The organism is Streptomyces sp. NPDC092370 (assembly GCF_044755265.1).
Taxonomy (GTDB): domain Bacteria; phylum Actinomycetota; class Actinomycetes; order Streptomycetales; family Streptomycetaceae; genus Streptomyces.
In genome coordinates this window covers 512167-537936 of the sequence record NZ_JBIVQO010000002.1, presented here as the reverse complement: position 1 = coordinate 537936, position 25770 = coordinate 512167, and the positions used below count along the sequence as shown (strand labels likewise).

Here is a 25770-nt window from a genome sequence, read left to right as displayed (position 1 = left end):
GACGCCCCCGCTCACCTCCGCGGCCCTAACCGCGGCCCCGACACCCCGGTGACGACCCCGTCGAACAGGCCGCGACGTCTGTTCACACCGCCACAGCACCTTCACCAGGCGCCCACCTGCCGCACGATTCCCATCAGTGCCAAACAGTCCCAGGAGAAAACATGCGCACCCGTACAGCTATCACAGCCGTCCTGATCGCCCTCGCCGCTACGACAGCCGCCTGCAGCAGCAGCAGCGACAAGCCCGACCTCGCCGCCTGCAAGGCCGCCATGGAGAAGCAGTACAAGGACGCCAAGAAGAGCGAACAAGACAAGCGCCCCGACGCATGCGACGGCGTCGACACCAAGACCATGGACCGGTACACCCAGGAGATCTTCGACGACCAGACGACCAAGTAAGTCGAGGACCTGGAGACCTCGACGCCGGCTTGAGACGGATCCGCCGGAGTCGTCAGCGCCTGTGGTGGGACTTAGGCCCGCGGCTGCCCACCAGGCGAGGCGTCAGAGCAGGGCGGCCCCGTCAGTCCGGGGTTGAGCGTCGGCTGAGCCAACGGTCAGCCAGGCAGTGAAAACGCCGAGAGCCCCGGTCCAGACGGGATCTGGACCGGGGCTCTGACGAGCACGCTCCCGACAACACTTCTTCCTGCGCTACCCAGGGTTCCTGGAACGTGCCCACGCCGCCATGCCGCAGGCCGTGCCGCTCGGTGACGCCTTCTTGGCCCAGGACTCCACTGAGGTCGAAGCGCCCATGGTCCGCCATCGCTACGGCCCCTGGGGCCACCGCTACCGGCAGTTCCTGGCCTTCCTCGTCTCACGCGAATTGGTCACCGTCACCACCAGCCACAAGCCCGAACGCATCAAGCTCAAGGCCGCCGGCCGCAAAGCCGCGGAGCGGCTCGCGCGCACGCCTCAGTTCCAGCCGCTAATCCGCTGCTGCGAAGCCATGCAAGGCAACCTCGCCGGCATGACCGGCACCCCGCTCGAAGACCGCGCCTCGTCGGCCCGTGCGGCGGACTCGTAAAGCATCTTCCACTGCGTCTTCTCCCGCAGCGCGACGTCGAGGCGCCACAGGGCGGCGATCTGGTTCTCCGCGAGAGCCCTGGTGCGGTCCGGCGGTACCGACCGCCGCTCGATGCCGATCGTGGGATCGCCTTCGATTTTGGGTTCCAGTAGTTCTCGCCGAAAAAACAACGTTGCGCCTGGGCCAAGGGCCTGAACTGGCCTTTCCCCTTTGGTCGCGTCTTCCGTTGCTGGCGTGGGGCGGACTCGTGAGGCCAAGTGAGTGGTGGCCGTGACGGGAGGGGCGGGGCGATGGCGACGCGGGTGTTTTCTCGGATGAGGAGCTGGAGGGGTTGCGTTCCTTCCCAGCGATCGGCAAGGACGAGCTGATCCGCCACTTCACCCTCACCTCGGCCGACGAGGCGTTCCTGCGGAAGTTCCGCCGATCCCAGAACGTGCTCGGCGCCGCCGTGCAGCTGTCCGCTCTGTCTGGCTGGGCTTCGTCCCCGACGACGTGCCCGCCGCGTTGCCTGCGGCAGGCGTCGACCTTGGCGACGTTCACGCCGAACGTGTACGGATTACTCGATACCGGCCGCCAGTTCAGCGGCCAGGCGGCGTTGGTGGCCTGCGATCCGGCTGATCCGGTTGGCGGTCAATACCCCGACCATGTTCCCCTGGCGGTAGTAAACGACCTCAAGGCGCCGAGCGATGGAGTCGCTCTCAACAACCTCCGCCTCGTCACCCAGGGCCGGAATGCCTACGGAGCGGAACCTCACGCCGTATTGGTCGGACCAGAACGACGGCACGGGCAGATAGGGACTCAGCTCGCCTTCCTTTGCCAGGAGTGTTGCTGCTGCAGCCTCCGCCTGCTCGATGGCGTTGCTCCAGTGCCCAAGGGAGATGGCGCTGTCGCCAGCCCAGGGATGAGGCCACTTGGCCACGTCCCCGGCCGCCACCACGGCAGGCGCGGGGCTGCCGTCGGACAGCAAGGCGCGGCAGTAGGTGTCGCAGACGACCCCGCGGTCGAGTAGCAGGCCTGAGTCAGCGAGCCAGTCCGTGTTGGGGACCGCGCCGAGGGCGACGACAGCGACAGTTGCGTCGAGGTCGGTTCCGTCGGAGAGTGTCGCCCCGGTGAGCTGGTCCAGACCGGCGAATGAGCTGACCGAGGTGCCGGTCTTGAGGTCGACCCCGGCGGCCCTGTGGATCTCGGCCAGGAACCGGCCGGCCTCTTCCCCCATCGCACGCCGCAGGGGCTGGGACTCGGCCTCGACCAAAGTGACGTGGGCCCCTAGTTCCCGTGCGGTCGCGGCCACCTCGCTGCCGATGAAGCCGCCGCCGACGACCAGCAGCCTTGCCTCGGTGTCGAGTTGGGAGCGCAAAGCGAGCGCATCGTCCCGGCCGCGCAAAGTGTGTACGCCGCGTGGAAAGCGGTCTGGCCACGGGCGCGCCGCGGCGCCGGTGGCGATCACTAGGCCGGCAAACGGCAATCGCGTGGAGTCAGCGAGTTCGATGGTCCGGGCGTCCAGGTCGAGGCGCACTGCAGGTACTCCCAGGCGCAGCGTGATACCGAGGTCCGGGTCGAGTGGGAAGCTGAGCGCCTCGGGGGCGGAAGTTCCTGCGAGGAGCGCCTTGGAGAGCGGCGGGCGGTCGTATGGGGCGTAGGGCTCGTCGCCGACCAAGGTGAGCTGCCCTCGGTACCCCCGGGCGCGCAGTGCCTCGCTGGCCCGCAGGCCGGCCAGCGAGGCGCCCACCACGATGATGCCGAGAGAAGGCTGACGGCACGTCGTCATCATCAGTGGTCGGCCACGCGGATCGCCCGCACCGGGCATGTCGCAATCGCTCTGGCGACTGCTTCGTGCTGGGTGTCGTCCGGAGTCGCGTCGTAGACCACGTAGTCGTTCTCATCGAATGAGAACACCTCGGGCGCGGCGAAGACGCACTGTCCGTGACTGTCGCACAGGTCCATGTCGATCTCGATTTTCACAGCAGCCTTCCTTTCAGGGCGGAGTTCAGGGTGAATGAGGGCTCAAGGCGCCGGGTTGAAGCGGGAGTACTCCGGCGCGCTCCAGCGCAGCGGGCTGGCTCCGGAAACCTCGACGACCTCGGTGATGTCGAACTCCACCAGGCGCTGCGCGCCGGGAACCTGCGCTGCGTGCTCCGGATTCCAGTCGGTCGAGGCAGTGCCGGTGAGGTGGAGGAAGGACCCGGAATCCCAGTCCGGGATCAACAGCCCGGCCTTGGGGTTGACCAGCAGGTTGCCTAGTGTCATGAACATGGCATTTCCGACGTAGTCCGGCCACCGCAGCTTGGTGGGGGAGAGGACCTCAACGAAACCGGGGTTGCCGCCCCTGTGCGAGGCGTCGGCGTTGCCGCGCTCGTCGGCGGTTGCCACGAAGAAGGTGTCGGCCGTGGTGATCCGCAGTTGCTGGGCTGCGGTGAGGGCAGGTTGCCTGCTCGCCGAGGTCTCCCCTGTGGGTCCGGCCCCCGTCGCGGGGACCGTGAGCTTGCGCTTCTGCAGGTACTTGGGGCAGTTCGCGAAGACTTGGTCGAGGTTGACCCGCAGGCCGCCGCCCTCGGGGCTCGCGGTGCCGTTCATCCGCATCCGGCGGCGTGTGACCGGCTCGATCGCGATCATTCCCACATGGGCCTGGTCTGAGAGCAGTTCGGCCAGCGGATCGAGTGGTCCGGGCAGAGCCTCAATGGCGAGAGTGCGCTCGTCTGCCGCGCGCATGAACCCAGCGGGTCCAGTGAGCAAGGACGACCAGACCTGACCGTGGCGGTCGGTACCGCCGATCACCACCATGGGCTGGGCGGTGAGGAACTCGGCCGCAATGGGCGGGATCGTGTCTTTGATGGCCTGGCCGGACGAGGAGGCCGCGGACTCAAGGCCAGCCCGACGTTGTACCTCGACCTCACCAGGGTGGTAGATCGTCACTCTCGCCCTTCCCATACTCATGTGTTGGTGTGGCGGGGCGCCGGACGGGCACCCCGACAGTGATCGGCTCGGAGAGCCGACTTAGAAGAAGCCGCAGGTGGGGGCAGTTCCGCTGGGGGCGGGGGCGACGTCGGCACCGGTCGGGGTGAAAATCTCCAGCCGGATGCCGTCCGGGTCGAAGAAGAAGATCCCGCCGGAGGCGGCGCGCTCGCGGCGCTGGATGTACTTCATGCAGTTGGGGTAAGCCCGCTCGACGCTCATGACCACTCCGCCGGCGTCATGGCGGAGGGCGCCGTTGATGCGAGCCCGGTTGCGACGGCCGAGGTCGATGGCCAGCAGGCCGGCCCGCTTCCCGCCGGCCGGCCTGCCAGGTTCCGCAAGGGATCGCTGGTCACAGGGGAGCGCGTCGATCCGTACGGTCGTCTCGTCGGCGGCACGCACGAAGCCGGGTGCGCCGACTACGGGCGACGCCCATACGCGGCCTGCGGTGTCTGTGGCGCCCACGATGATCCAGCGCTGCGTGGCAAGGAATCTCATCAACGGTGCAGGCAGGCTGGTGCGGAACGTACGGGCCATGGCCGCGGCCTGCTCGACCGTGCCTGTACCGCCAGTTCACCCTCGTGGTAGTGCTGCGGCATCAGAAGAAACCACAGCTGGGTGCGCCGTCCTCAAGGGTGGGGAGGTGCTCGAGTCCGGAGGCGGTGCAGATCTCGATGCGGATGCCGTCTGGATCGGTGAAGAAGATGCCGCCAGATGCCAGGCCGGGCATGTGGGCCAGAATCCTGTCGTAGATCAGGGGCGTGCCGAGTTCCTGCAGACGGGCTACAGCAGCTTGGACGTCGTCCAGCGTGGGCACGTTGAACGACAGATGGTGCAGTCCGGACCGATCGGCGGCGAAGCCGTCACGACTCTGCTGCCACAGCGTGAGTACGAGTTGATCGCCACGGCCGAGGAAGGCGTAGCGGCGGTCGTCCTCGGTGCTCTCGCCGAGCAGGTCGAAGCCGAAGACCTGCTGGTAGAAATGGATCGAACGGGTCACGTCGGTGACGTTGAGCCCGACATGGCCGGTGGCGGCTGCGGTCACCGGACCTGGCGAGGGCTGGGTCGTGGTCATGGTTCTCCTTGGCAGAGGGATCCTGGACGGGATCGGGTCGGGCGACCCCGAGGTGGGGTGAGCCGGCACGCACCGGCCCTGCCCCGTCATTCGTCTCAGCGACCGAGGGCCGGACGGCCGAGCGGAAGGCCGCGCCCGAAAGTGGCGGGTGGGTGATGGACCGCGGCGGTGTGGCGGCCGCCGTGTCGTGGATGACTTTCATGCCGCATGGTTGGCGGAAAGTTGGCGCCTGCCACGCACGCCCAGCGGCATGTGCCGCCGGGCTATGCGGCCACGATGCCCTCCGCGCGGGTCGCCGATCCGGCTGCTGATCCCCGGATGCGCGGAGTGCTGCTGGACGGACACATGTCCACGACCGGGGCAACGTCGCTTGGTGACCTCCCGGCGGAGGTAGCTCGCCGCCGCGCAGTCCGGCGCTCGTCGAGCGGTTGCAATCCGGCCAAGTGCGCGGCGGCGGAAGCGTGTCCGACGCAGAGATCCGCAGGCTGGTGGCGGCGGCGCTGCGATGACCCGCCGCGAGGCGGGAAACGATCTACGACAGCGCGGGAATCGACCTCCGTGGGTGAACTCGCTGGCGGAGTCTTTCGACGGGCGAGCATGACAGTTGCACGGAAGCGGCCCCGCGGGGCTCGTAGGGCAGCAGTAGTAGAGCGGAGCTGCCTTCACAAATAGGTGATGATGATCTTGTCCACGGCAGCCGTTACCTCGGCAGGCAGACGGTCGACTCGTCCGGCCTCAGCGTCGCGGACGTATTGCGGGACACTGCGGCGCAGGCCCCTCAGCACATCGCGGAAGTAGGGTCGAGAGAAGTGCCCTCGGTCGGCAGGGAGGAGGTCATAGACTGGATTCCCTCGCGGTACGACGGCGAGTTCGAACGAGGGGTGAGCCTTGGTGAAAACCGTGCTGCGCAGGGCTGATACCTGATCGAATAGCTGTTTGGCGACACGCGCCGCACCGTACTGCGGTTGGTTGAGGAACTTCTGTACGTCGCCGGTACAGCTCTCGAAGTTCGTTTCCCACATAGCGCCGTCGGGTGCCTTTGGTGCGACCAAGTCCTCCAGCGGCTGGGACCGTTGAAAGGCTGTCACCGCGCAGCCGGTGGGGTCACGGTCATACAGGTACTCGGCGCCGAGCGCGGAGAGCACTGAGACACCTGCGCGAGGGCAGATCGTGCAGTCGCTTGTCGAATGTGCCCGGCACTGAAGGCCTGCTCTGTACTCTTCGTTGCCGCAGTACAAGATATAAGTGGCGGGGACATCCAATGAGTCCGCCGCGCTCAGCAAGAGTTTGATCTGCATGCCGTTCTTGTTGGCCTGGTCAAAGCCGATCGTCCAGCGTTTGCCGTCCTTCTTCAGATTTTTCGCCTGACAGAGCATGCCGAAGCACCTATCGGTGTCCCGATCGATGAACCACCACAACCAGTCGGCGCCGATGCGTGCCTCCTGGGGCCGGTTGAACGTGATGGGGCGCAGGTACGGAGCAGACTGCTCACACAGACGTGCCGTGGCGGTCTCTTCCTCCCACTTGCCGTTGACAGTCAGCCAGAACGCGACGGTTTCATCTACCGCTTCACGTCCCCGGACGAGTGCGGAGCGTAGTTCAGTGTTGGTCACGTGTGTCCTGGCCTGCTCGTGCTGTCAATGGATCGCTCGGAGAACCGATTGGGTACCCAGTCAGCGGCGGAGCCCTCGGATCGCTGGGACGGCAAGTCGGTGTACACGGTGAGGATATGTGTTCGCCCCTCAGCGAGGGGGCCGTACTTCTTCTTCGTGGCTGTGCCAGAGTCAGGACCCGCCCGTGCCCTCAAGCTGCTCTTGCGCACCGGGCATGCTGCGACATGGGTGCAGACACCGCCGCTGCCAGTGATGCGCCACGTTGAACTCCCACACCGCCCAAGGCGCTCCCCATTCGCCCTTCTCGGTACGCGGAAGGCGGGGCCGAGCCCCGGCCCCGCCATCTCTGCGAGTCCCTACACCGGTGGCAGGGGCAGGGCATGGGTGACCATGCGGCACAGCGCGGGCCGCGGTCACAGCGGCGGCGTCGAAGGTCTCGGTCCATCCGCCGGCGGGCATCCGCTCGACGGTCAGGTAAGGGCCGTGCCCTCGGCGCGCAACTGCTTCAGCACGGTCTGCTCGACGCAGTAGGCGGCCGCGCCAGTGCCGAACAGCCAAGGTGCGCACCACTGCCCAGCCCGAGCCCTGCAGGCGGGCGATGCGGTCCTCGCGGGTCTGGCGTCCTGTGATGCCGATCTTGACCGCGCCGAAGACCACGTGGACCATGAGATGGCACCGAGTCCTGACAGGGCTCGGGCCCTTCGTGATTTTCCTCCTCAACAGACCAAACCCTGGCTGGTCCGGAGGGAAGTGTGGACACATCGGGCTGAAGTCTTCTAGCCTTGCCGGCAGACCTTCACGGTCGTCGATGTGACCCGACAGCGCGGTAGCCATCGACTTCTACTGTTCCGAGCGGTTGCCCCCGCTCGGCCCCGCTCGGCGTAGTGGCCTGCTGAAGCACACCTGGCGGGCCCAAGCGGCGACATCCCGCTACGGCATCGGCGCGGCAGCGCGCGCCCCAAGCCTGGCAGCCACCTGTTCAGGAAGGGGAGTGCATTGTCATGTTCATGAGAATCAGGAGGGCTGCAGCCGCGCGTTGGCCGGCCATCGGTTCGGCTCTGCTCCTGGTCGCGGCCACTCTCAGCGCGGCCTTGTCCAGTGCGGCCCCGGCCTCGGCACACCCGATCAACCCCGCCGACTTCCAGCAGGTCCAACTGGCCCGCGGAGTCGCGGAGGTCGGTGAGCCGATGTCGCTGGCCGTACTCGCCGACCGGTCGGTGCTGCATACCGCTCGCAACGGGACCGTGCGCCGCACGGATGCGGGCGGCACCACCAAGGTGATCGGCAGCATCCCCGTATACGCGCACGACGAGGACGGCCTGCAGGGCATCGGCATCGACCCGGGTTTCGCCACCAACCGGCACATCTACCTCTACTACGCCCCGCCGCTGTCCACACCAGGAGGCGACGCACCGACCACCAACGGCAACTGGACGACGTGGCAGGGTGTCAACCGGCTTTCCCGGTTCACGCTCAATGCCGACTTCACGATCAACCAGTCCAGCAAAGTGGACATCCTCGACGTGTCGGCCGACCGAGGCATCTGCTGCCACGCCGGCGGAGACATCGACTTCGACGCGGCAGGCAACCTGTACCTGTCCACCGGCGACGACACCAACCCGTTCGAGTCCGCCGGGTATTCCCCACTCGACGAGCGGTCCAACCGCAACCCGGCGTTCGACGCGCAGCGCACCGCCGCCAACACCAACGACCTGCGCGGCAAGATCCTCCGCATCAAGGTGAACGAGAACGGGTCGTACTCGATCCCGGCAGGCAACATGTTCCCGCCCGGCACGGCCAGGACCCGCCCGGAGATCTACGCGATGGGCCTGCGCAACCCGTTCCGGATGAGCGTGGACAAGGCCACCGGCATCGTCTACGTCGGCGACTACGGCCCCGATGCCGGCGCCACCTCGGCGCGCGGGCCGCAGGGCCAGGTCGAGTTCAACCGCGTCACGGGCCCGGGCTTCTACGGCTGGCCGTACTGCACCGGCACGAACACGAGCTCCGAGACGTACGCCGAGTGGGACTTCGCCACCAACTCGGCGGGCGCGAAGTACAACTGCTCGGGCGGCCCGACGAACAACTCGTTCCGCAACACCGGCCTGAGCACGCTGCCGCCCGCGAAGGCCGCCTGGATCCGTTACGGCGGCGAGGCCGGCAGCCCGCCGGCGTTCGGCGGCGGCTCGGAGTCACCGATGGCGGGCCCGGTGTACCGGTACGACCCCAACCTCAGCTCGCCCACGAAGTTCCCGCAGTCGTTCGACGGGCAGTTCTTCGCCACGGAGTTCGGCCGCGGCTGGATCAAGCCGATCCACCTCAACGCCGACGGCTCCCCGGGGACCATCGACAGCTTCCCCTGGACCGGCAAGCAGGTGATCGACTCGGCGTTCGGCCCGGACGGCTCCTACTACGTGCTGGACTACGGCGCCGGGCTGTACCAGGGCGACCAGTACTCCGCCCTCTACCGCTTCGACTACGTCGGCGGCGGCAACCGGGCGCCCACGGCGATGGCCGGCGCCAACCGGACCTCCGGCGCGGCGCCGCTGACCGTGACCTTCTCCTCGGCCGGCTCATCCGACCCCGATGGTGGGGCACTGACCTATGCGTGGAGCTTCGGTGACGGCACCAGCTCCACCGCCGCCAACCCGACGAAGACGTACGACACGAACGGCAACTACACGGCCACGCTGACCGTGCGCGACCCGGAGGGTGCCACCGGGACCGCCGACGTGCGGATCACCGTCGGCAACACCGCGCCGACCGTGACCATCAACAGCCCGGCCGCGGGGGAGATCTTCGCCTTCGGTGACACCGTGCCGTACCGTCTCACCGTGACGGATCCGGAGGACGGCACCGTCGACTGTGCCAAGGTCAAACTGACGTACATCGTCGGTCACGACAGCCACGGCCACCCGATCACCTCGAAGACCGGTTGCTCCGGCACGATCACCATCCCGGTCGACGGTGAGCACGACGACGCGGCGAACATCTTCGGGGTCTTCGATGCCGAGTACACCGACAACGCCGGGCTCACCACGCACACGCAGCACGTCCTGCAGCCGAAGCACCGGCAGGCCGAGCACTACAAGACATCGTCCGGCATCGCCGTCCTGGACAAGTCGACCGCCGAGGGCGGCAAGTCCGTCGGTAACATCGAGAACGGCGACTGGATCGCGTTCGAGCCGTACCAGCTGAGCAACGCCACGTCGTTCAGCGCCCGGGTGTCGTCAGGTGGCGCGGGCGGCACGTTGCAGGTTCGGGCCGGCTCGCCGACCGGCACCATCCTCGGATCCGCCACCGTCCCGGTCACCGGCTCGTGGACGAACTTCACCACCGTGGGCGGCTCCATCTCCGGTGCGCCGGCCGGCACCACCACGCTCTACCTGACCTTCGCCGGGGGCTCCGGATTCCTCTTCGACATCGACGCGTTCACCTTCAATCCCGGCGGCGGGCCGACGCCCGGCGCGGGTCCGATCGTGGGGCTCGGGGGCAAGTGCCTGGATGTCCGTGACGGCGGCTCGGCGGACGGGACGGCGGTGCAGATCTCGTCGTGCACGGGCTCGGCGAGGCAGCAGTGGACGGTGACGCCGGGGTCGACGGTCAAGGCGTTGGGCAAGTGCCTGGATGTCAGCGGTAACAGCACGGCCGACGGGGCGAAGGTCCAGTTGTGGTCCTGCAACGGTGGCGCCAACCAGAACTGGCAGGCGAACCCGGACGGGGCGCTGCGGAACCCGCAGTCGGGCAAGTGCCTGGACGTGTCGGGGTCCAACTCCGCGGACGGCACCCTCGTGCACCTGTGGACCTGCCACGGCGGAGCAAACCAGAAGTGGACCCTGCCCTGATTCCTGTCATCCAGAAGAGAGCGACGGACATGCGCAGACAACTCCGAACCCTGCTTGGTGGGGCGACCGCGACACTCGCCGCCCTGGCCCTCCTCGGGCAGCCCAACCCCGCCCATGCCGCGGACGCCCCCTACGACGTCCTCGTGTTCTCCAAGACGGCAGGTTTCCGGCACGACTCGATCCCGGCAGGGATCCAGGCCGTGCGAGACCTCGGCGCGGCGAACAGTTTCACGGTGACGGCCACGGAGGACGGCAACCACTTCACCACCGGCAACCTGAGCCGTTACGAGGCGGTGATCTTCCTCAACACCACCGGCGACGTTCTGAACGACTCCCAGCAGTCGGCGTTCCAGTCGTACATCGGCTCCGGCGGCGGCTTCGTCGGCGTCCACTCGGCCGCGGACACGGAGCACAACTGGCCGTTCTACGGCGATCTGGTCGGCGCCTACTTCGCCTCGCACCCCGCTGTCCAGCAGGCCAACATCAAGGTGGAGGGGCGGGCGCACGCGGCGACCGCCCACCTGCCGCAGACATGGACCCGCACCGACGAGTGGTACAACTTCCGGGCCAACCCCCGTACCACCGCGCGCGTGCTCACCACGCTGGACGAGTCGTCGTATTCGGGCGGCTCGATGGGCGCCGACCACCCGCACTCCTGGTGCAAGACCCACTCGGGTGGCCGGGCCTTCTACACCGGCGGCGGGCACAGCCAGGCGTCGTACGCGGAGCCGGCGTTCCGGGCGCACCTGCTCGGCGGCATCCGGTACGCGGCAGGCCGGGCCAAGGCCGACTGCCGGCCCGAGACCGGCTATACGACCCTCTACAACGGCTCGACCACCGGCTGGTCGCAGGCCGGCCCAGGAGGCTTCACCAACTCGGACGCCACCCTCGCCTCGCACGGCGGCATGGGCATGCTCTGGTACAGCGCCCGGCAGTTCACCAACTACTCGCTGAAGCTGGACTGGAAGATGCCCGGCGACGACAACTCCGGCGTGATCGTGGGCTTCCCACCGTCGAGCGACCCGTCGTCGGCACTGAACAACGGCTACGAGGTCCAGATCGACGCCACCGACGCGCCTGACCGCACGACTGGCTCGATCTACGCCGTCAAAGCCCCGGACACGGCTGCCCGGGACGCGGCACTCAACCCACCGGGCGAGTGGAACACCTTCGAGTTGCTGGTGGAGGGCGAGCGGCTCCAGGTGTGGCTCAACGGCGTGAAGATCAACGACTTCACCAACACCGACCCCGCCCGCTCGCTCGCCGGCCACGTCGGCATCCAGAATCACGGCACGGGGGACGACGTATCGTTCCGCAACGTCCGGATCAAGGAGCTGGGCGGCGGCCCGACACCCGGCGCGGGTCCGATCGTGGGGCTCGCGGGTAAGTGTCTGGACGTCCGTAACGGCAGCTCGGCGGACGGCACGGCGGTGCAGATCTCGTCGTGTACGGGCTCGGCGGGGCAGAAGTGGACGGTGACGCCGGGGTCGACGATCAAGGCGTTGGGCAAGTGCCTGGATGTCAGCGGTAACAGCACGGCGGACGGGGCGAGAGTCCAGTTGTGGTCCTGCCACGGTGGCGCCAACCAGAACTGGCAGGCGAACCCGGACGGGTCGCTGCGGAACCCGCAGTCGGGCAAGTGCCTGGACGTGTCGGGCGCCAACTCCTCGGACGGCACCCTCGTGCACCTGTGGACCTGCCGCGGCGGAGCCAACCAGAAATGGACCCTGCCCTGAGCTGACGCGGCACGCTGGAAGGGCCACCTGCCACTGTGCGGTGGCCCTTCGGAGTTCCCAGGGCCGGGGTGGCTGACGTCAGGCTGTGCCGCGCTCCGGTGCGGGCAGGGCCGAGTACGTGCTCACGAGCAGGCCGGGACGCCCGGCGCATGCGCGTGCGCCCCCGCCTGAAGGACCGCCGCGGCGGCGAGTGCGGGCTCGGCCCGCGTGGTGAGGATACGGCGGCGCGTCAGGATTTCGGGCGCTGGGAGCCGCTGAAGTACATGTTCCGCGTGTACCACTCATCGACGAACGCCGGGTCGGCCGACGGAAGATCCTGGCGGGATCCACTCGGGGTACCGCTGCTTCACGCAGTCGACCATCGAGATGGTCCCGACCGGGTCACTGCCTCCGCCGCGCCGCCGCGCCGTGGCGACGCGACCGCCGGCCGTCCGAGCGACGCCACAGTGATGGCGAGCACCGTGGCGACCGTCATGAAGATCCGTCTCATCTCCGGGCCCCTCGGTAATCGGTAAGACCACGGTGATGGAGTGGTGCGCCCAGCGCTCGCCACGGAGGGAGTGAAGGCGGCACGTGATGTCACGTACCGCCTTCACTCGTGCGTCTATGCCCGCGTCCAGCGCTGGTTGGCGCCGTCGTGGCAGCTCCACACGATGACCGCGGAGCCGTTGGCGGTGCTCGCGCCGTTGACGTCCAGGCACAACCCGTTCTGACCGTTGCGGATCGTGCCGTTGCCGTTGAAGACCCACTGCTGGCTCGCGCCACCGGTGCAGTCCTGGATCTGAACCCGCGTGCCGGCGGCGGCGTCCGGCGGAACGTTCAGGCACTTGCCCAGCACCTGCAGCGCCGCACCATTTTGGGTGAACTGCTGGTTGGCGTTGCCGTGGCAGTCCCAGATGATCATCGGTGTGCCGTTGGCCCCGTTTGCGCCGTCGACGTCCAGGCACCGGCCCGAACCCTCGTTGCGCAGCCGGAACGTGGCCGGGTCCGGCGGCGGGGTGGGCGTCGTGTCGTCGAACTGCGTGAAGAAGTTCCACACCACCGCCCGGGTCCACGACCTCTCACCCGGTTCGTAGTCGCCGGCCGATCCATCGACAGGACCGGGCGTATGACCCGCGTCGAACGCGGCCCATGCCACGGGGTAGCCGGCGCGGCACCCCGAGTAGGTCGTGACGACGTGCGTGAGGCTGCCCCGTGCCGGCTCCGGCGGGTTCTGGGGAGTGCAGCCGTTGTTCCGCACGAACCTGTCCCGCAGCGAACGTCCCGTGGAGATCGGGAGCACCGGGTCCCGCAAGCCGTGCAGTCCGATGTACGCGACCGGCTGGGTGCCGCCGTTGCACCCGCTCAACTGTCCGCCCGCGTAGACGGCGACCGCGCGGAACACTGTCGGCCGGGCGCACGCGAGTGCGAAACTCATGCCGCCGCCGTAGCTGAAGCCACCGGCGAAGCGCTGGTTCGTGTCGACACACAGGCCCGCGTCGATCTGCCTGATCATGTCGTCCACGAAGGTCAGATCCTGGCCATTGGAGTTGGCCCAGCCGTTCCCCAGGCCCTGGGGGGCGACGAAGATCGTGCTGTCGTTCGAGAGCGCCCGCAGGCCGTAGTACGACCAGGAATATCCGCTGGTTCCGCCGGAGTCGACGTCGCCCGCGGTGCCGCCGTTCCAGTGGAAACCGAAGACCAGTCGGTACGGGCGGTTGCTGTCGTAGTTGGCGGGCACCCGCAGGATGTAGTTCCGCGTCCTGCCGCTGCTCTGAATCGTGCGCGGACCGCTCGACAGCGTGGGGGGCTTGCCACATCCGGCGCTCGCGGCGACGGAGTGGACCTCGGCGGCGGCGGACGTCAATCCGATGCCGCTGATGCCGGCCGCGGCGAGTAAGAGCGTGATGGCCACGGCGATCGGCGTGCGCCATCGGTGACGATTGTTGCCTTGTCGCATCACATTTCTCCCTTCATGGATGGAGCGACTCAGCGGTAGCCGGCGGCGACGATGTTGGCTTGTACCGCGTTCTCGGTCGCGTCGGACGGGTATCCGGACACCATCGCGCCCTCGTAGAAGGTGCCGGCGCTGAGGTTCGCGCCGCCGCCGGGCTTGCAGCAGTCACCGCCGCTGCCGAGGATGATGGCGCCCTGCTTCTTCATGGGGCTGTAGCCGGGCGGAAGCGCGCCGTCCCAGAGCGTTGTCAGGCTTCCGGTCTGGCCGTTGCCACCTTTGAGCGCGAAACGGCTCGTCCCGTTGTTCTTCAACATCGCCGTCACGAACTTGCTGGTTAAGGCCCGCTGGTTCGTGTTCCAGGTCTGACTGCCACCGGAGTAGAGCCCCCATTCGAGGTCGGCCTGGACCCATGGGCCGGAGCCGGCGCAGCCACCGAACCAGCACTGGGTGCTGAAATTGATCGCGTCCATCGCCCCGGCCGCGTCGGCCGCCCGGGTCGTCTCACTGTTGCCGTAGTCGAAGCAGCAGCCGCCGTTGACATGGGTGCCGCTGGTCACCATGTACATGCCTTCGGGAGCGCTGCCGGTGGGCACGCCGGTCAGGTGGCCGTCCCGCCAGTAGCTGTTGCCGGGGTTGATGTAGAGCGAGTAGGCCTTGCTGCCGCCGACCGCCAGCGACTCCGACGTCGCGATCGCCGGGCGGCTCTGGCTGGATCCGGGAACCACACTCGACCCCTGGTACCACAGGTCGTTCCCGCGGCCGGACTGGTCGTAGACGACGGTGATGACACAGGTGGTCCCCGCGCAGAACGAGTCCTGCGTCGTCGCGTCGGCGGTCCCACCCGCGCTCCGGACGCCGATGTTCCGGGTCGTGCTGTCGGACGAGCGACGGACCTGGTAGAGGTTGCCGTTGTAGGTGCCGTAGAGCGCTCGTACGGTGCTGTGGGCGGCGATGCAGGGGGTGCCGCCCGAGGCGTAGATGTCGCACGTGCCCGCGCCGCCCGGCACCGGCGGGTTCGGCGGCGGGACCGGCGAGTTCCACTGCTGGTTGGTACCGCCGTGGCAGGACCAGAGGGTGATTCTGGTGCCGTTGGCGGTGCCGCCGGCGTTGGCGTCGAGGCACAGTCCGGAATGGACGCCGGTGATGGTGCCGTTGGGGTTGACGTTCCACTGCTGGTTGTTCTGGCCGTTGCAGTCCCAGATGATGACCGGGGTGCCGTTGGTGGTGCCGCGTCCGCTGGCGTCGAGGCACTTGTTGCCGGAGACGGTCAGTTGTTTGCCGGCGGTGTAGGTCCAGGTCTGGCCGGCCGCGCCGGTGCAGTCCCCGAGTTGGGTCTGGGTGCCGTTGGCGGTGGCGCCGGGGACGGTCAGGCAGCGGCCGGACTGCGCGCCCACGACGGGGGCGCTCTGCCCCGGCTCGATCGGTGCCGCCACCGCGGTGGCGCCGACGGCGACCAGCGCCAGGACGGTGCCCAGCGCGGACAGCCGTCCGTAGCGGCGGGGCCGAGGTATCCGAAACACCATGGCGGTTCCTCACCTGTTCGTAGGGAGGGTTGCCCGGCGCGCAATCGCGCCGGGCAACCCGTCCGGACGGGCTATACGGCGGTGAACCGCCACTGTTGGTTGGTGCCGCCGTGGCAGCTCCATTGCAAGAGTCGTGCGCCGTCGGCCGTCGAGCCGCCGTTGACGTCGACGCACAGTCCACTGGGCAGGCTTTTCACCGTGTACACGCCCGCCGTGGTGGTCGGTGTGACGAGGAACTTCTGCGGGTTGCTGTTGTCACAGGTGGACTGCTGCAGGAACGCGCCCTGGGCGGTGGACCCGCCCGTGACGGCGAGGCACTTGCCGCTGTGCACCGCCTTCAGGTGAACGGCGCCGCCACCGGCGTCGACGGCCTGCCACTTCTGGTTGTTGCCGCCGGTGGCCGGCCACTGCACGATCTGGGCGCCGTCAGCGGTCGCGGCGTCGCCGACATCCATGAATTTGCCGCTGTGCTGTGCCGCGACGGTCCAGGTCCGGCCGGCCACGCCGCCACCGCCGCCGCTGCCCGGTTCGCCGACCCCGTTGCCGCCGAAGGTGACCGAGTCGAGGTCGAACCAGTTGTTCGAGGTGCCCTTGAACACCAGGTAGAGCGAGTGCGAGCCGGCGAGATCGGCTGTGTTCACCGCCGGCGTGGACTGGTAGGTGTTCCAGCCGCCGGTGCTGGGCACCGGTGTCGTGGCCAGGACCGTGCCGGTCGGGGAGTCGGCGCGCAGCTCGATCGATCCGCCGCCGCCCGGCGACGACAGGCGGTAACGCACGCTCGTGACGCCCGACAGGCTCATCGGTTTGAACGCGATCCAGTCACCGTCGGAGATGTTGCCGACCCGCTTGCCGCTCTCCGCGCCGGCCTGCTCGACGATCTGCACACCCGACTGGTCCGTGTAGAACTCGGCCTGCTTGTGCTTGGGCTGGAGGATCGCTTGGGCGTAGCCGGTGAGCGGGTTCGCACCGCCGGGGCCGCCGTCGTCGGTGTAGCGGGCGTTGAGGACGTAGTACAGGTTGGCGCCGTCGGGGTGCCCGCCCAGCAGCGACGTGTCGATGGTGCCCGAGCACCCCGGGTAGTCCGTGGTCTCGTGTTGGTGGTCGTCGTGACCGAGGGCGGGGTTGACGAACACCTTGGCGCAGTCGACGGGCGCGCCGCCGGGGTCCGAGACGGACACCTTGTACGGGACACGGTCGCCGAAGTCCAGCATGCCGCCGTCGGACGGAATCGTGATGGTGACCTTCGGTGCGGTGTTGCCCACGGTGATCGGCACGTTGGCGAAGGCCGTCTTGCCGGTGTTGTCGGTGACTTTGAGCTGGGCGGTGTAGTTGCCGTTGGCGGTGTAGGTGTGTGACGGGTTGGCCGCCGTGGAGGTGGTGCCGTCGCCGAACGTCCAGTGGTAGCCGAGCGTGCTGCCAGGATCCGGGTCTGTGGACCCCGCGCTGCTGAACTGCACGTTCAGTGGCGCGTCCCCGTTGGTGGGCGTTCCGGTGGCTTTGGCGATCGGCGATCGTCCGCCGTGGTTGTAGTCGATGCGGTAGAGACCCGAGTCGTTGTTGCCGCCGGAGAAGTTGTTGCCCCATTCGAGCAGGTACAGCGAGCCGTCGGGCCCGAACTCCATGTCCATCGGCTTGATGAACTTGGCGGCGGGCATGAAGGGGTTGGTCCGGGTGACCGCGGTCGCGGAGTCGAAGTGGACCTCCTTGACGGTGTGGCGCGACCACTCGTAGAAGAAGTGGACCCCGTCGTAGTAGGGCGGGAACTTCGTCTCGGACGGGTTCGCGGCGTTGTAGCGGTAGACCGGTCCGCCCATCGGCGCCGAGCCGCCGGAGCCGAGCTCGGGGAAGTTCGGTGAGACGTCGTAGCCGTACCACATGTTCGGCGCGACGATCGGCTTGAGGCTGGTCAGGCCGGTGTTGTTCGGTGAGTTGTTGACCGGCGCGTTGCAGTTGAACTTGGCGCCGACGACGCGGGTGTCCGGGTTGTAGGGCGCGTAGGCCTGGTTGTTGCCGTGGCAGAACGGCCAGCCGTAGTTGCCCGGGGCCTTGATGACATTGAGTTCGACGAGCCCCTCGGGGCCGCGGTTCGTCGCGGGGCCGCCCCGGTCCGGGCCGTAGTCGGCGAGGTAGACCCACCCGTTGTCCGGGTCGATCGAGAAGCGGAACGGGTTGCGGAAGCCCATCGCGTAGACCTCGGGCCGGGTCTGCGCCGTGCCTTGCGGGTAGAGGTTGCCGGCCGGGATGGTGTAGCCGCCGCCGGCCGACGGCCGGATGCGGAGCAGTTTGCCCCGCAGGTCGTTGGTGTTGCCGGCGGTGCGGGCGGCGTCAAGGTTGGCCTTGCCCTGCCGCCAGTCCAGCGGGGCGTAGCCCTGCCAGTTGGAGTCGAGGTTCGGTGGGACGTCGTCCCCGGTGCCGATGTAGAGGTTCTTGTCGGGGCCGAACTCGATGTAGCCGCCCGTGTGCCCGGGTTCGGCGAACGTGCGGTCCCGGGTCGCGGGGATGTCGATGATCGTCACCTGGCTCGACATGTTCAGGGTGTCGCCGGTGAGCGTGAACCGGGAGACCCGGTTGATGTCGTTCGGGACTCCGGCCGGGGAGTGATACAGGTACACGTAGCCGTTGCTGGCGAAGTCGGGGTCGAGCGCCAGCCCGGTGAGGCCGTCCTCGCCGCCGGTGTAGACGCTGAGCGTGCCTGCTGTCACGGTCTTGTTCGTGGTCGGTTTGAAGATCTTCAGCTGCCCGCCCCGCTGGACGTAGAGCACCCGCCCGTCCGGGGCGACCGCGAGGGCCATCGGGTCCGCGGTGTTGTCGTCGAGGGTGCGCTTCTCGAAGTTGCTCCACACGGTGCCGCCGCAGTCGCCGGGCTCGTTGCCGGCCGCCCACTTGACGCCCCCGAGGACGTGGTTGCGGAAATGGGTCTCGCTGTAGGCCGCGCTGGTGTGCCCCATGCCGGTGGCCCACACGCGGCCGCCACCGGTGTTGCGGCACCAGGAGATGGGGTGGTCAGGCCCCATGCCGCGGGGGCCCGGGTTGTATGTGCGCTCGTCCGCGGTGACCAGGACATGGACGTCGCCGCGGGGGTTGCGGTCGAAGTTGTACCACTCCTCGCTGCGGTTCCAGCGGTCCGGAAGGCCGGCCGTCGACGGGTGCTTCTTGTCCGCGACGATGGCGGTGCCGGGCAGCACGCCGGGGGAGTGCTCCGGCATGTGTGCGCCCCCGTTGATGGTCCGGTCCCACCACGGGTACTCGTTCTCGATGCCCATGTCCGTGGCGTTGTGGATCGCGACGATGCCCTTGCCGCTGGCGAGGTAGCCCTCCACCGCCTGACGTTGGGACGCCGTGTTCCACACCATTCCCGAGGTCTGGAACATGATGAGCACGTCGAAGGTGGCGAGGTTCGCCGGGGTGAAAACGCTCGAGTCCTCGCTGTGGACCAACTCGAAGTTGTTGGCCGCCGCCTGCTCCCGGAACATCGCGAGGCCGGCGGGGATCGAATCGTGCCGGTAGCCGGCCGTCTTCGTGAAGACCAGGGCTCGGAAGGCCGGCGCCGCTGACGCCGGTGGGGCGATGACGAGCGACAGGAGCACGCTCGCGATCGCCCCCAAGACAAATATGATGCGACGCATGCCGTCTCCTATTTCGGCGGAGTAACGATGGCATGACCACGGGCACGCGCCGGCCGCACCTCCGATGCGCCAGAGTGCGTGAGCGCGTCGTAGGCACGCGTGAGCCGTCAGCTCGTCATCCCGTCCGCCGTGACGGGCAGTCAAGTCCCTACGGGAAGAAGGGGCGTCACACCAAATGCGACCGTCTCCCGTGGTCTGCCGGTCAGCATGCAGCGGCGTATCGCAACAGTCAATATGGCTCGGGTGCGGTCGATTCCATAACACATTTTGCGCATCAATCGTCGCGGGTCGGCGCGCGACTGTCGTCGGGCCGATTCCATAACACATTTTGCGCATCAGCCGTCGTGGTTCGGCGCGCGACTGTGGACGGGCCGATTCGATAACAGATTTTGGCGTATCAATCGCTGTCGACTGATCGCCGGTCCACAATGAGCAGTTCGAACGGCGAACGTCCTGCTGTGATGTCCGTTGGTATTGCCAGGCGCTCATCGAGGCATTTACCCTCGGGGCCGCGATGTCACCATCGCGTCCGGCGAAAGTTCGCGGATATTCGACGACAGCTCGCGGGCGGGAGCTGTCATTCCACGCCGGCCGCACCGAACGATTCAGCTATCGGTGACTCAATCCTGCCGACGACGCGAATGTAGAGGGTCCCACGATGTCTGGCCTACTGCCGTCGCCGCTGCTCGCTCTGCGAGGCATCGGCAAGTCGTTCCTCGGCGTGCAGGTGCTCGATGGCGTCGACCTCCAGGTCCGGCCGGGCGAGGTGCACGCGGTCGTCGGCGAGAACGGCGCCGGCAAGTCCACACTCATGAAGGTGGTGTCCGGCGTCTACCAGCCCGACGAGGGAACGGTTGAGTTCGCCGGCGCGCCGCGGACGTTCCGCAGCCCGCGTGAGGCCCAACAGGCCGGTATCGGCATCGTCTACCAGGAGCTGACCCTGCTGCCCGAGCGCACCGTCGCGGAGAACGTCTGTCTGGGCCGCGAGCCCCTGCGCCGCGGGCTCGTCGACCGCAGGGCGATGCTCAGCCACACCGCGGGGCTCCTCGCCTCGATCGGGGAGGGCTCGTTACCGCCCGACACGCGCGTGGGACGACTCGGAGTGGCGCAACAACAGGTGGTCGAGATCGTCAAGGCGCTCGCCCTCAACGCGCGGCTGCTCATCATGGACGAGCCCACCGCGGCTCTCGCCGACCACGAAGTCGACCGGCTCTACGCGCTCGTACGGCGGCTGCAGGAGCACGGGATGGGCGTGCTGTACGTCTCGCACCGCCTCAAGGAGGTCTTCGACCTGTCCAGCCGGATCACCGTGCTCAAGGACGGCCGGGCGGTGGCCACCTTGGACACCGCGGACACCAGCGCCGATCAGCTGGTGCGCCACATGGTCGGCCGCGAGCTGTCGAGCTACTACCCCGACCCGGCGAAGCCGCAGGAGCTGGGCCCGGTGCGGCTGACTGTCCGGGGCGCAGGCAACCGGAAGCTGCGCGGCATCGACCTACGGCTGCGCGCCGGCGAGGTGCTCGGCGTCGGCGGCCTGCAGGGCTCCGGCCGTTCGGCGTTGGCCCGCGCACTGTTCGGCGCCGCACCGTTCAGCACCGGCCAGGTGACCGTCGACGGAGCGCCGGTCCGGCTGCGCTCGCCCCGGGCCGCGATGCGGACCGGTATCGCCTACGTCTCCGAGGACCGCAAGGGCGAGGGGATCGTCGCCGAGCAGTCGGTGCTCGACAACGCGCTGTTGGCCGGCCGCGCCGTCCGCCCGCGCCGGCTCGGCCGCGGTGCCCGGACCGCGCGGGTCCGGGAGCTGCTCGCGGCCGTTGAGCTCCGCGCCGCAGGGGAGGACCAGGAGATCCGCTTCCTCTCCGGGGGCAACCAGCAGAAGGTCGTGTTGGCCAGGTGGCTCGCGCTCGCCCCGAGGATCCTGCTCTTCGACGAGCCGACCCGGGGCATCGACGTGGGCGCCAAGGCGGCGATCCACGATCTCGTCCGCCGGCTGGCCCGCGACGGTGCCGCCGTGCTGATGGTCTCGTCCGAGCTGCCCGAGCTGCTCGGCATGAGCGACCGGATCATCGTCATGCGCGACGGCCGGATCGCCGGCGAGTTACCCGGCGGCGCGACGGAGGAGGATGTCGTCGCCCTGGCGGTCGGCACCGATCGGGAGGCTGCCGGATGAGCGGCGCGCTGTCCCTGCCGGCCCGGCGGACCCCGCCCGGCGTGTTCGTCGCCCTGGTCCTCACCCTGGTGATCGGCTGGCTCGTCGTCACGGTCGACGGCGGCCGGCTGTTCAGCCTGCCGACGACGGTGAGCCTGCTGCACGTCGCCGCCGGTCTGGGCCTCGTCGCGGTCGGCCAGACGCTGGTCATCGTCGGAGGCTCGCTGGACCTGTCCGTGGCGTACGTGGTCAGCCTGAGCACCCTCGTCGCCGCCGAGACCATGGCCGGTGACGACGGTGCGCTGCTTCCGGCGATCGGCCTGACGCTCGCGGTCAGCGGCGCGATCGGCCTCGTCAACGGCCTGCTCGTCACCGCGGCGCGGATCAACCCCTTCATCGCGACCGTCGGCGTCGGACTGCTGCTGAAGGGATACCTCGACAACGGATACGACGGCCCGGCCGGCAAGACCGCACCCGCCCTGGTGCAGGGCCTGGGGTACCAGCGCATCGGCCCGGTGCCGCTGTCGTTCCTGCTGCTGCTCGCCGTCGCCGCCGCGGCCTGGTTCGTGCTGGCGCGCACCCGCTTCGGCCACCACCTGATCGCCGTGGGCGGTGACGCGGAGGTCGCCCGGCTCTCCGGCGTGCGGGGCAGCCGGGTCCTCGTCACCGCCCATGTGCTGTGCGCCCTCTGTGCCGGCCTCGCCGGGATCTACCTCGCCAGTCGGCTCGGCGCCGGCGCACCGAGGGTGGGCACCGAGGGACTGTACGACCTGGAGTCGGTCGCCGCGGTGGTGCTCGGCGGCACCGCCCTGGCCGGCGGGCGCGGCGGCGTCGGCGGCACGGTCGGCGGCGTGCTGCTGCTCGCGAGCATCGACGCCATCTTCAACCAGCTCGAGGTCGACGCGTTCTTCAAGCAGGTGATCCGTGGCGTGATCATCATCGCGGCGGTCGCCGTCTACGCCCGCCGCGCGATGCGAAAGGCGTCATAGCATGCGGATCGCGCGCCCACTGCGGCTCCTTGAGTTCCGCTTCGGCGGCCTCGCACCGATCATCGTGATCCTGGCGGTGTTGCTGGTTCTGCTGACCGCCCGCCAACCGGACTTCCTCTCGCCGCCGTCGCTGATGTCGTTCCTCGGCCGCTGCGCGCCGATCGTCCTGCTCGCCGCAGGCCAGTACTTCGTGATCGTCTCCGGCGAGTTGGATCTGTCCGTCGGCTCTCTGGTCACCGCGCAGGTGGTCATCGCCGCCCGGCTGATCGACAGCGATCCGTCGGCCGGCTGGCCTGTCGTCGTGCTCCTGCTCGCGTTCGGCATCACCGTCGGCCTCGTCAACGGCCTCGTCACCACGCGGCTGGGGGTGCCGTCGTTCATCACGACCCTCGGGATGTTCCTGATCCTCGTCGGTGCCGTGTACCTGTGGTCCGACGGTGCCCCGAAGGGCGGCCTCTCCGAGGAGTTCCGCCGGCTCGGCCGGTCGGCGTTCGAGGACGTGCCCGCGCTGGGCCGGATACCGTACGCCCTGGTCGTCCTGCTGGCGGCGGCCGCTCTCGCGCTGGTGCTGACGCGTTCGGACTTCGGTCGCACCCTGGTCGCCGTCGGCGGCAACCCGCGGACCGCCGAGCTGAGCGGCGTGCGCGTGTGGCGCGCCAAGACCATGGCGTTCGTCCTCAGCGGACTCGCCGCCACGCTCGCGGCGATCCTCATCGGCGGGTACAGCGGAGTGTCGTTCCAGGCCGGTGCCGGCCTCGAGTTCGGCGCGATCACCGCGGCGGTCCTCGGCGGCGTCGCTCTGGGCGGGGGCCGCGGTTCGGTCGTCGGCGCGATGCTGGGCGCGCTGACCCTCGAGACGCTCTTCACGCTCATGAACTTCTACGGCGTCTCCGGCGCCCTCAAACCGACCATTCAGGGCGCGATCATTCTGTTCGCCGTGGCGGCGGCGTCCTTCCGCTTCCCGTCCGGACATAAGGGGATTCAGTGAGGTATTCCATGACGGTGCTGGTTGTGAGCACCTTACTGGTGCTGGCCGGATGCGCCACCGACGAGCCCACCACCGGCGCATCGGGTTCGCCCTTCGCGGGCAGCGGGTCGGGCACCGGGGAGCAGTCGAAGTTCTTCGTGCGGGCCGACTACGACAAGCAGCTCGCGCTCCTGGACGCCGCGCCGTCCGGGCCGGCCGGCAAGCCCTGGGAGCAGGCGCTCAACCCGGCGATGGTGGAGACCGCGAAGTTCACGAAGCCCGGACCGCACAAGATCTGCTTCTCCAACGCGGGGCTGAACAACCCCTGGCGTCAGGTCGGTTTCAAGACCATGCGGGCCGAGGTCGACACGCACCGCGGCCGGATCTCCGAGTTCGTCCACGTCGATGCCGAAGGCAAGGACCAGAAACAGATCGCCGACATCAACGACCTGCTCGGCAAGGGCTGCCACGCGCTCATCGTCTCGCCGAACACCACCGCGACGCTCACCCCGGCCGTGGAGGCCGCCTGCCGGAAGGGCCTGCCGGTCATCGTCTTCGACCGCGGCGTCGACACGAGGTGCCCGGTGACGTTCATCAACCCGATCGGCGGCTACGGATTCGGCCACGTCGCGGCGGAGTTCGTCACCCGGAAGATGAAGCGGGGCGGCAAGGTGCTCGCGCTGCGCATCCTGCCCGGCGTCGACGTGCTGGAGACCCGTTGGTCCGCGGCGAAGGTCGCCTTCGACAAGGCGGGCGTCGACGTCGTCGGCGTCGAGTTCACCGACGGCGACCCGGCCAGGACGAAGAAGATCGTCAACGACTACCTCCAGCGGTACGGCACGATCGACGGCGTCTGGATGGACGCAGGGGCGGTCGCGGGCGCGGCGGTCGAGGCGTTCGAGGACGCCGGCAAGCCCGTGCCGCCGATCAACGGCGAGGACCAGCTCGACTTCCTGAAGCTGTGGAAGGACAAGAAGCTCACGGCGATCGCCCCGACCTACCCGACCTACCAGTGGCGCACCCCGATCATCGCCGCGCTGAAGATTCTCGACGGCGAGCAGGTGCCGAACCCGTGGAAGCTGCCACAGCCGACCATCACCCAGGACAACCTGGACGAGTACGTCGACCCCGCCATGCCGCCGCTGCACTACGCGATGTGCGGCTGCACGGACCTGCCCGGTTATCCGCGGCGCTGGAAGTAGTCCGGTGTACACCATCGGTGTCAACCCGTGGGTCTGGGCCTCGCCGGTCGACGACGAGGTCATGGCCGAACTGGTGCCGCGGATCGCCGCGTTCGGCTTCGACGCGGTAGAGCTGCCGATCGAGCAACCCGGCGACTGGGACCCGGCCCGCACCCGGGACATGCTGGCGGCGTACGGCCTGCGCGCGGTCGGCGTCTGTGCGGTCACCTCGCCCGGACGTGACCTCGTGAACGCCCCGCCGGAGGTTGTCGCCGCCACCGTGGCGTACCTGAAAACGTGTGTGGACAGTGCGGTGGCCGTCGGCGCGCCCTGCGTCGGCGGCCCGGTCTACGCCGCGGTGGGGCGGACCTGGCGCATGTCACCGTCTGAGCGCGCGGCCTGCTACGCGGACGTCCGCCGAGCTCTGCGGCCAGTGGCCGACCACGCGGGGGAGCGGGGCGTGAGCATCGGCGTGGAGGCCCTCAACCGCTATGAGACGAGCGTCGTCAACACGGTCGAGCAGGCGGTGGAGCTGATCGACGGCCTGCCCGCGAACGTCGGTCTCATGATCGACACCTATCACATGAACATCGAGGAGGCCGACCCCTACGAGGCGCTCGTCACGGCTGGCCCGCACATCAAGCACGTCCAGGTCAGCGGCACCGACCGCGGCACCCCGGGCGCCGACCACTTCGACTGGCCACGCTTCCTCGCCGGCCTGGCCACGACCGGCTACCGCGGCGCGGTGTGCATCGAGTCGTTCACCGCGCAGAACGAGGCCATCGCCACCGCGGCCTCGATCTGGCGGCCGCTCGCCCCGTCGCAGGACACCCTCGCCCGTGACGGGCTGTCCTACCTCCGAACAGTCCTCCACGGACTGGAAGACGCTCCTTCGACCGGGTGACAGGGGTCGCTTTGGTTTCCGAACGACGGCATACGTCATATGAATTGGCCCACGGGGAACCGCACTACGGTCCGAACGGTCCGTGCGCCGACCGCCGGACAACTCGCCGACGGTACGGCGGTCGGCGCCGAGCGAAGCACACCGCCCACGCCCGGACATCGTGTCCCCTCCTCGAGCCCTCATCACCGCACGCCGAGTAGCCCGGTCGCGCCGCCATCCCCTTCCGCCCGGGAACCGCCATAAGGAGAAAACGT

The 25770-nt window shown here is 68.6% G+C and carries 18 protein-coding genes and 1 pseudogene; 10 read left to right on the top strand and 9 right to left on the bottom strand.

Annotated elements, in window-relative coordinates; all coding sequences use genetic code 11:
- Positions 1 to 161: 161 nt before the first annotated feature.
- The 3 genes and pseudogenes from ACIQHQ_RS09030 to ACIQHQ_RS09020 all read left to right on the top strand — a co-directional run.
- The gene (locus ACIQHQ_RS09030) at positions 162 to 398 is read left to right on the top strand and encodes a hypothetical protein (protein WP_402611090.1); all 237 of its coding nucleotides are present in this window, start codon (positions 162 to 164) and stop codon (positions 396 to 398) included.
- Between the two features lie 283 nt (positions 399 to 681).
- On the top strand, positions 682 to 1020 hold the full coding sequence (locus ACIQHQ_RS09025; protein WP_402611089.1) for a hypothetical protein: 339 nt from the start codon (positions 682 to 684) through the stop codon (positions 1018 to 1020).
- A 319-nt stretch (positions 1021 to 1339) separates the two neighbouring features.
- Positions 1340 to 1471 (top strand): annotated as a pseudogene (locus tag ACIQHQ_RS09020) (DUF4158 domain-containing protein); the annotation flags it as partial.
- A 105-nt stretch (positions 1472 to 1576) separates the two neighbouring features.
- Here ACIQHQ_RS09020 and ACIQHQ_RS09015 read toward each other — a convergent pair.
- From ACIQHQ_RS09015 to ACIQHQ_RS08990, 6 genes are all read right to left on the bottom strand, one after another.
- The gene (locus ACIQHQ_RS09015; protein ID WP_402611088.1) at positions 1577 to 2827 is read right to left on the bottom strand and encodes an NAD(P)/FAD-dependent oxidoreductase; all 1251 of its coding nucleotides are present in this window, start codon (positions 2825 to 2827) and stop codon (positions 1577 to 1579) included.
- Positions 2791 to 2982, bottom strand: coding sequence for a ferredoxin (locus tag ACIQHQ_RS09010; RefSeq protein WP_402611087.1), 192 nt, complete (start codon positions 2980 to 2982; stop codon positions 2791 to 2793). The genes ACIQHQ_RS09015 and ACIQHQ_RS09010 overlap by 37 nt, the downstream gene beginning before the upstream one ends.
- Before the next feature lie 42 nt (positions 2983 to 3024).
- Entirely contained in the window at positions 3025 to 3933 is a 909-nt protein-coding gene (locus ACIQHQ_RS09005) for a pyridoxamine 5'-phosphate oxidase family protein (RefSeq protein WP_402611086.1), read from the bottom strand.
- A gap of 81 nt (positions 3934 to 4014) precedes the next feature.
- A complete protein-coding gene (locus ACIQHQ_RS09000; protein ID WP_402611085.1) occupies positions 4015 to 4470 on the bottom strand; it encodes a hypothetical protein in 456 nt (151 codons plus the stop codon).
- Positions 4471 to 4570: 100 nt separating this feature from the next.
- Complete coding sequence (locus ACIQHQ_RS08995; RefSeq protein WP_391692302.1) at positions 4571 to 5047, bottom strand: VOC family protein; 477 nt, start codon at positions 5045 to 5047, stop codon at positions 4571 to 4573.
- Between the two features lie 662 nt (positions 5048 to 5709).
- Entirely contained in the window at positions 5710 to 6660 is a 951-nt protein-coding gene (locus ACIQHQ_RS08990) for a DUF6615 family protein (protein WP_402611084.1), read from the bottom strand.
- Between the two features lie 1001 nt (positions 6661 to 7661).
- On the opposite strand from ACIQHQ_RS08990, the gene ACIQHQ_RS08985 reads away from it, so the two are divergent.
- Both ACIQHQ_RS08985 and ACIQHQ_RS08980 read left to right on the top strand, forming a co-directional pair.
- Positions 7662 to 10505, top strand: a complete 2844-nt coding sequence (locus ACIQHQ_RS08985; RefSeq protein ID WP_402611083.1) for a carbohydrate-binding protein — start codon at positions 7662 to 7664, stop codon at positions 10503 to 10505.
- 29 nt (positions 10506 to 10534) lie between these two features.
- Positions 10535 to 12241 (top strand): ThuA domain-containing protein, encoded by a 1707-nt coding sequence (locus ACIQHQ_RS08980; RefSeq protein WP_402611082.1) that lies wholly within the window; start codon positions 10535 to 10537, stop codon positions 12239 to 12241.
- Between the two features lie 604 nt (positions 12242 to 12845).
- On the opposite strand, the gene ACIQHQ_RS08975 is transcribed toward ACIQHQ_RS08980, so the two are convergent.
- From ACIQHQ_RS08975 to ACIQHQ_RS08965, 3 genes are all read right to left on the bottom strand, one after another.
- Entirely contained in the window at positions 12846 to 14180 is a 1335-nt protein-coding gene (locus tag ACIQHQ_RS08975; RefSeq protein ID WP_402611081.1) for a ricin-type beta-trefoil lectin domain protein, read from the bottom strand.
- Between the two features lie 29 nt (positions 14181 to 14209).
- Positions 14210 to 15700: an arabinofuranosidase catalytic domain-containing protein gene (locus tag ACIQHQ_RS08970; protein ID WP_402611080.1), complete on the bottom strand. Its 1491-nt coding sequence runs from the start codon at positions 15698 to 15700 to the stop codon at positions 14210 to 14212.
- Between the two features lie 71 nt (positions 15701 to 15771).
- Positions 15772 to 19326 (bottom strand): ThuA domain-containing protein, encoded by a 3555-nt coding sequence (locus ACIQHQ_RS08965; protein WP_402611079.1) that lies wholly within the window; start codon positions 19324 to 19326, stop codon positions 15772 to 15774.
- A gap of 658 nt (positions 19327 to 19984) precedes the next feature.
- Between ACIQHQ_RS08965 and ACIQHQ_RS08960 the strand changes: the two genes are divergently transcribed.
- Genes ACIQHQ_RS08960 through ACIQHQ_RS08940 form a run of 5 tightly spaced genes read left to right on the top strand, consistent with a single transcriptional unit; the run spans position 19985 to position 25516 of the window.
- Complete coding sequence (locus ACIQHQ_RS08960; protein ID WP_402611078.1) at positions 19985 to 21496, top strand: sugar ABC transporter ATP-binding protein; 1512 nt, start codon at positions 19985 to 19987, stop codon at positions 21494 to 21496.
- Complete coding sequence (locus ACIQHQ_RS08955; RefSeq protein WP_402611077.1) at positions 21493 to 22464, top strand: ABC transporter permease; 972 nt, start codon at positions 21493 to 21495, stop codon at positions 22462 to 22464. The genes ACIQHQ_RS08960 and ACIQHQ_RS08955 overlap by 4 nt, the downstream gene beginning before the upstream one ends.
- 1 nt (position 22465) lies before the next feature.
- On the top strand, positions 22466 to 23452 hold the full coding sequence (locus ACIQHQ_RS08950) for an ABC transporter permease (protein WP_402611076.1): 987 nt from the start codon (positions 22466 to 22468) through the stop codon (positions 23450 to 23452).
- A gap of 8 nt (positions 23453 to 23460) precedes the next feature.
- Positions 23461 to 24633, top strand: a complete 1173-nt coding sequence (locus tag ACIQHQ_RS08945; RefSeq protein WP_402611075.1) for an ABC transporter substrate-binding protein — start codon at positions 23461 to 23463, stop codon at positions 24631 to 24633.
- A gap of 4 nt (positions 24634 to 24637) precedes the next feature.
- Complete coding sequence (locus ACIQHQ_RS08940; RefSeq protein WP_402611074.1) at positions 24638 to 25516, top strand: sugar phosphate isomerase/epimerase family protein; 879 nt, start codon at positions 24638 to 24640, stop codon at positions 25514 to 25516.
- Positions 25517 to 25770 lie beyond the last annotated feature (254 nt).

What these genes read in the sequence shown, in the direction of transcription:
- ACIQHQ_RS09030 (WP_402611090.1), top strand. Translation starts at nt 162, where the DNA reads ATGCGCACCCGTACAGCTATCACAGCCGTCCTGATCGCCCTCGCCGCT.
- ACIQHQ_RS09025 (WP_402611089.1), top strand. Translation starts at nt 682, where the DNA reads ATGCCGCAGGCCGTGCCGCTCGGTGACGCCTTCTTGGCCCAGGACTCC.
- ACIQHQ_RS09015 (WP_402611088.1), bottom strand. Translation starts at nt 2,827, where the DNA reads ATGCCCGGTGCGGGCGATCCGCGTGGCCGACCACTGATGATGACGACG.
- ACIQHQ_RS09000 (WP_402611085.1), bottom strand. Translation starts at nt 4,470, where the DNA reads ATGAGATTCCTTGCCACGCAGCGCTGGATCATCGTGGGCGCCACAGAC.
- ACIQHQ_RS08995 (WP_391692302.1), bottom strand. Translation starts at nt 5,047, where the DNA reads ATGACCACGACCCAGCCCTCGCCAGGTCCGGTGACCGCAGCCGCCACC.
- ACIQHQ_RS08985 (WP_402611083.1), top strand. Translation starts at nt 7,662, where the DNA reads ATGTTCATGAGAATCAGGAGGGCTGCAGCCGCGCGTTGGCCGGCCATC.
- ACIQHQ_RS08980 (WP_402611082.1), top strand. Translation starts at nt 10,535, where the DNA reads ATGCGCAGACAACTCCGAACCCTGCTTGGTGGGGCGACCGCGACACTC.
- ACIQHQ_RS08975 (WP_402611081.1), bottom strand. Translation starts at nt 14,180, where the DNA reads ATGCGACAAGGCAACAATCGTCACCGATGGCGCACGCCGATCGCCGTG.
- ACIQHQ_RS08970 (WP_402611080.1), bottom strand. Translation starts at nt 15,700, where the DNA reads ATGGTGTTTCGGATACCTCGGCCCCGCCGCTACGGACGGCTGTCCGCG.
- ACIQHQ_RS08965 (WP_402611079.1), bottom strand. Translation starts at nt 19,326, where the DNA reads ATGCGTCGCATCATATTTGTCTTGGGGGCGATCGCGAGCGTGCTCCTG.
- ACIQHQ_RS08960 (WP_402611078.1), top strand. Translation starts at nt 19,985, where the DNA reads ATGTCTGGCCTACTGCCGTCGCCGCTGCTCGCTCTGCGAGGCATCGGC.
- ACIQHQ_RS08955 (WP_402611077.1), top strand. Translation starts at nt 21,493, where the DNA reads ATGAGCGGCGCGCTGTCCCTGCCGGCCCGGCGGACCCCGCCCGGCGTG.
- ACIQHQ_RS08950 (WP_402611076.1), top strand. Translation starts at nt 22,466, where the DNA reads ATGCGGATCGCGCGCCCACTGCGGCTCCTTGAGTTCCGCTTCGGCGGC.
- ACIQHQ_RS08945 (WP_402611075.1), top strand. Translation starts at nt 23,461, where the DNA reads ATGACGGTGCTGGTTGTGAGCACCTTACTGGTGCTGGCCGGATGCGCC.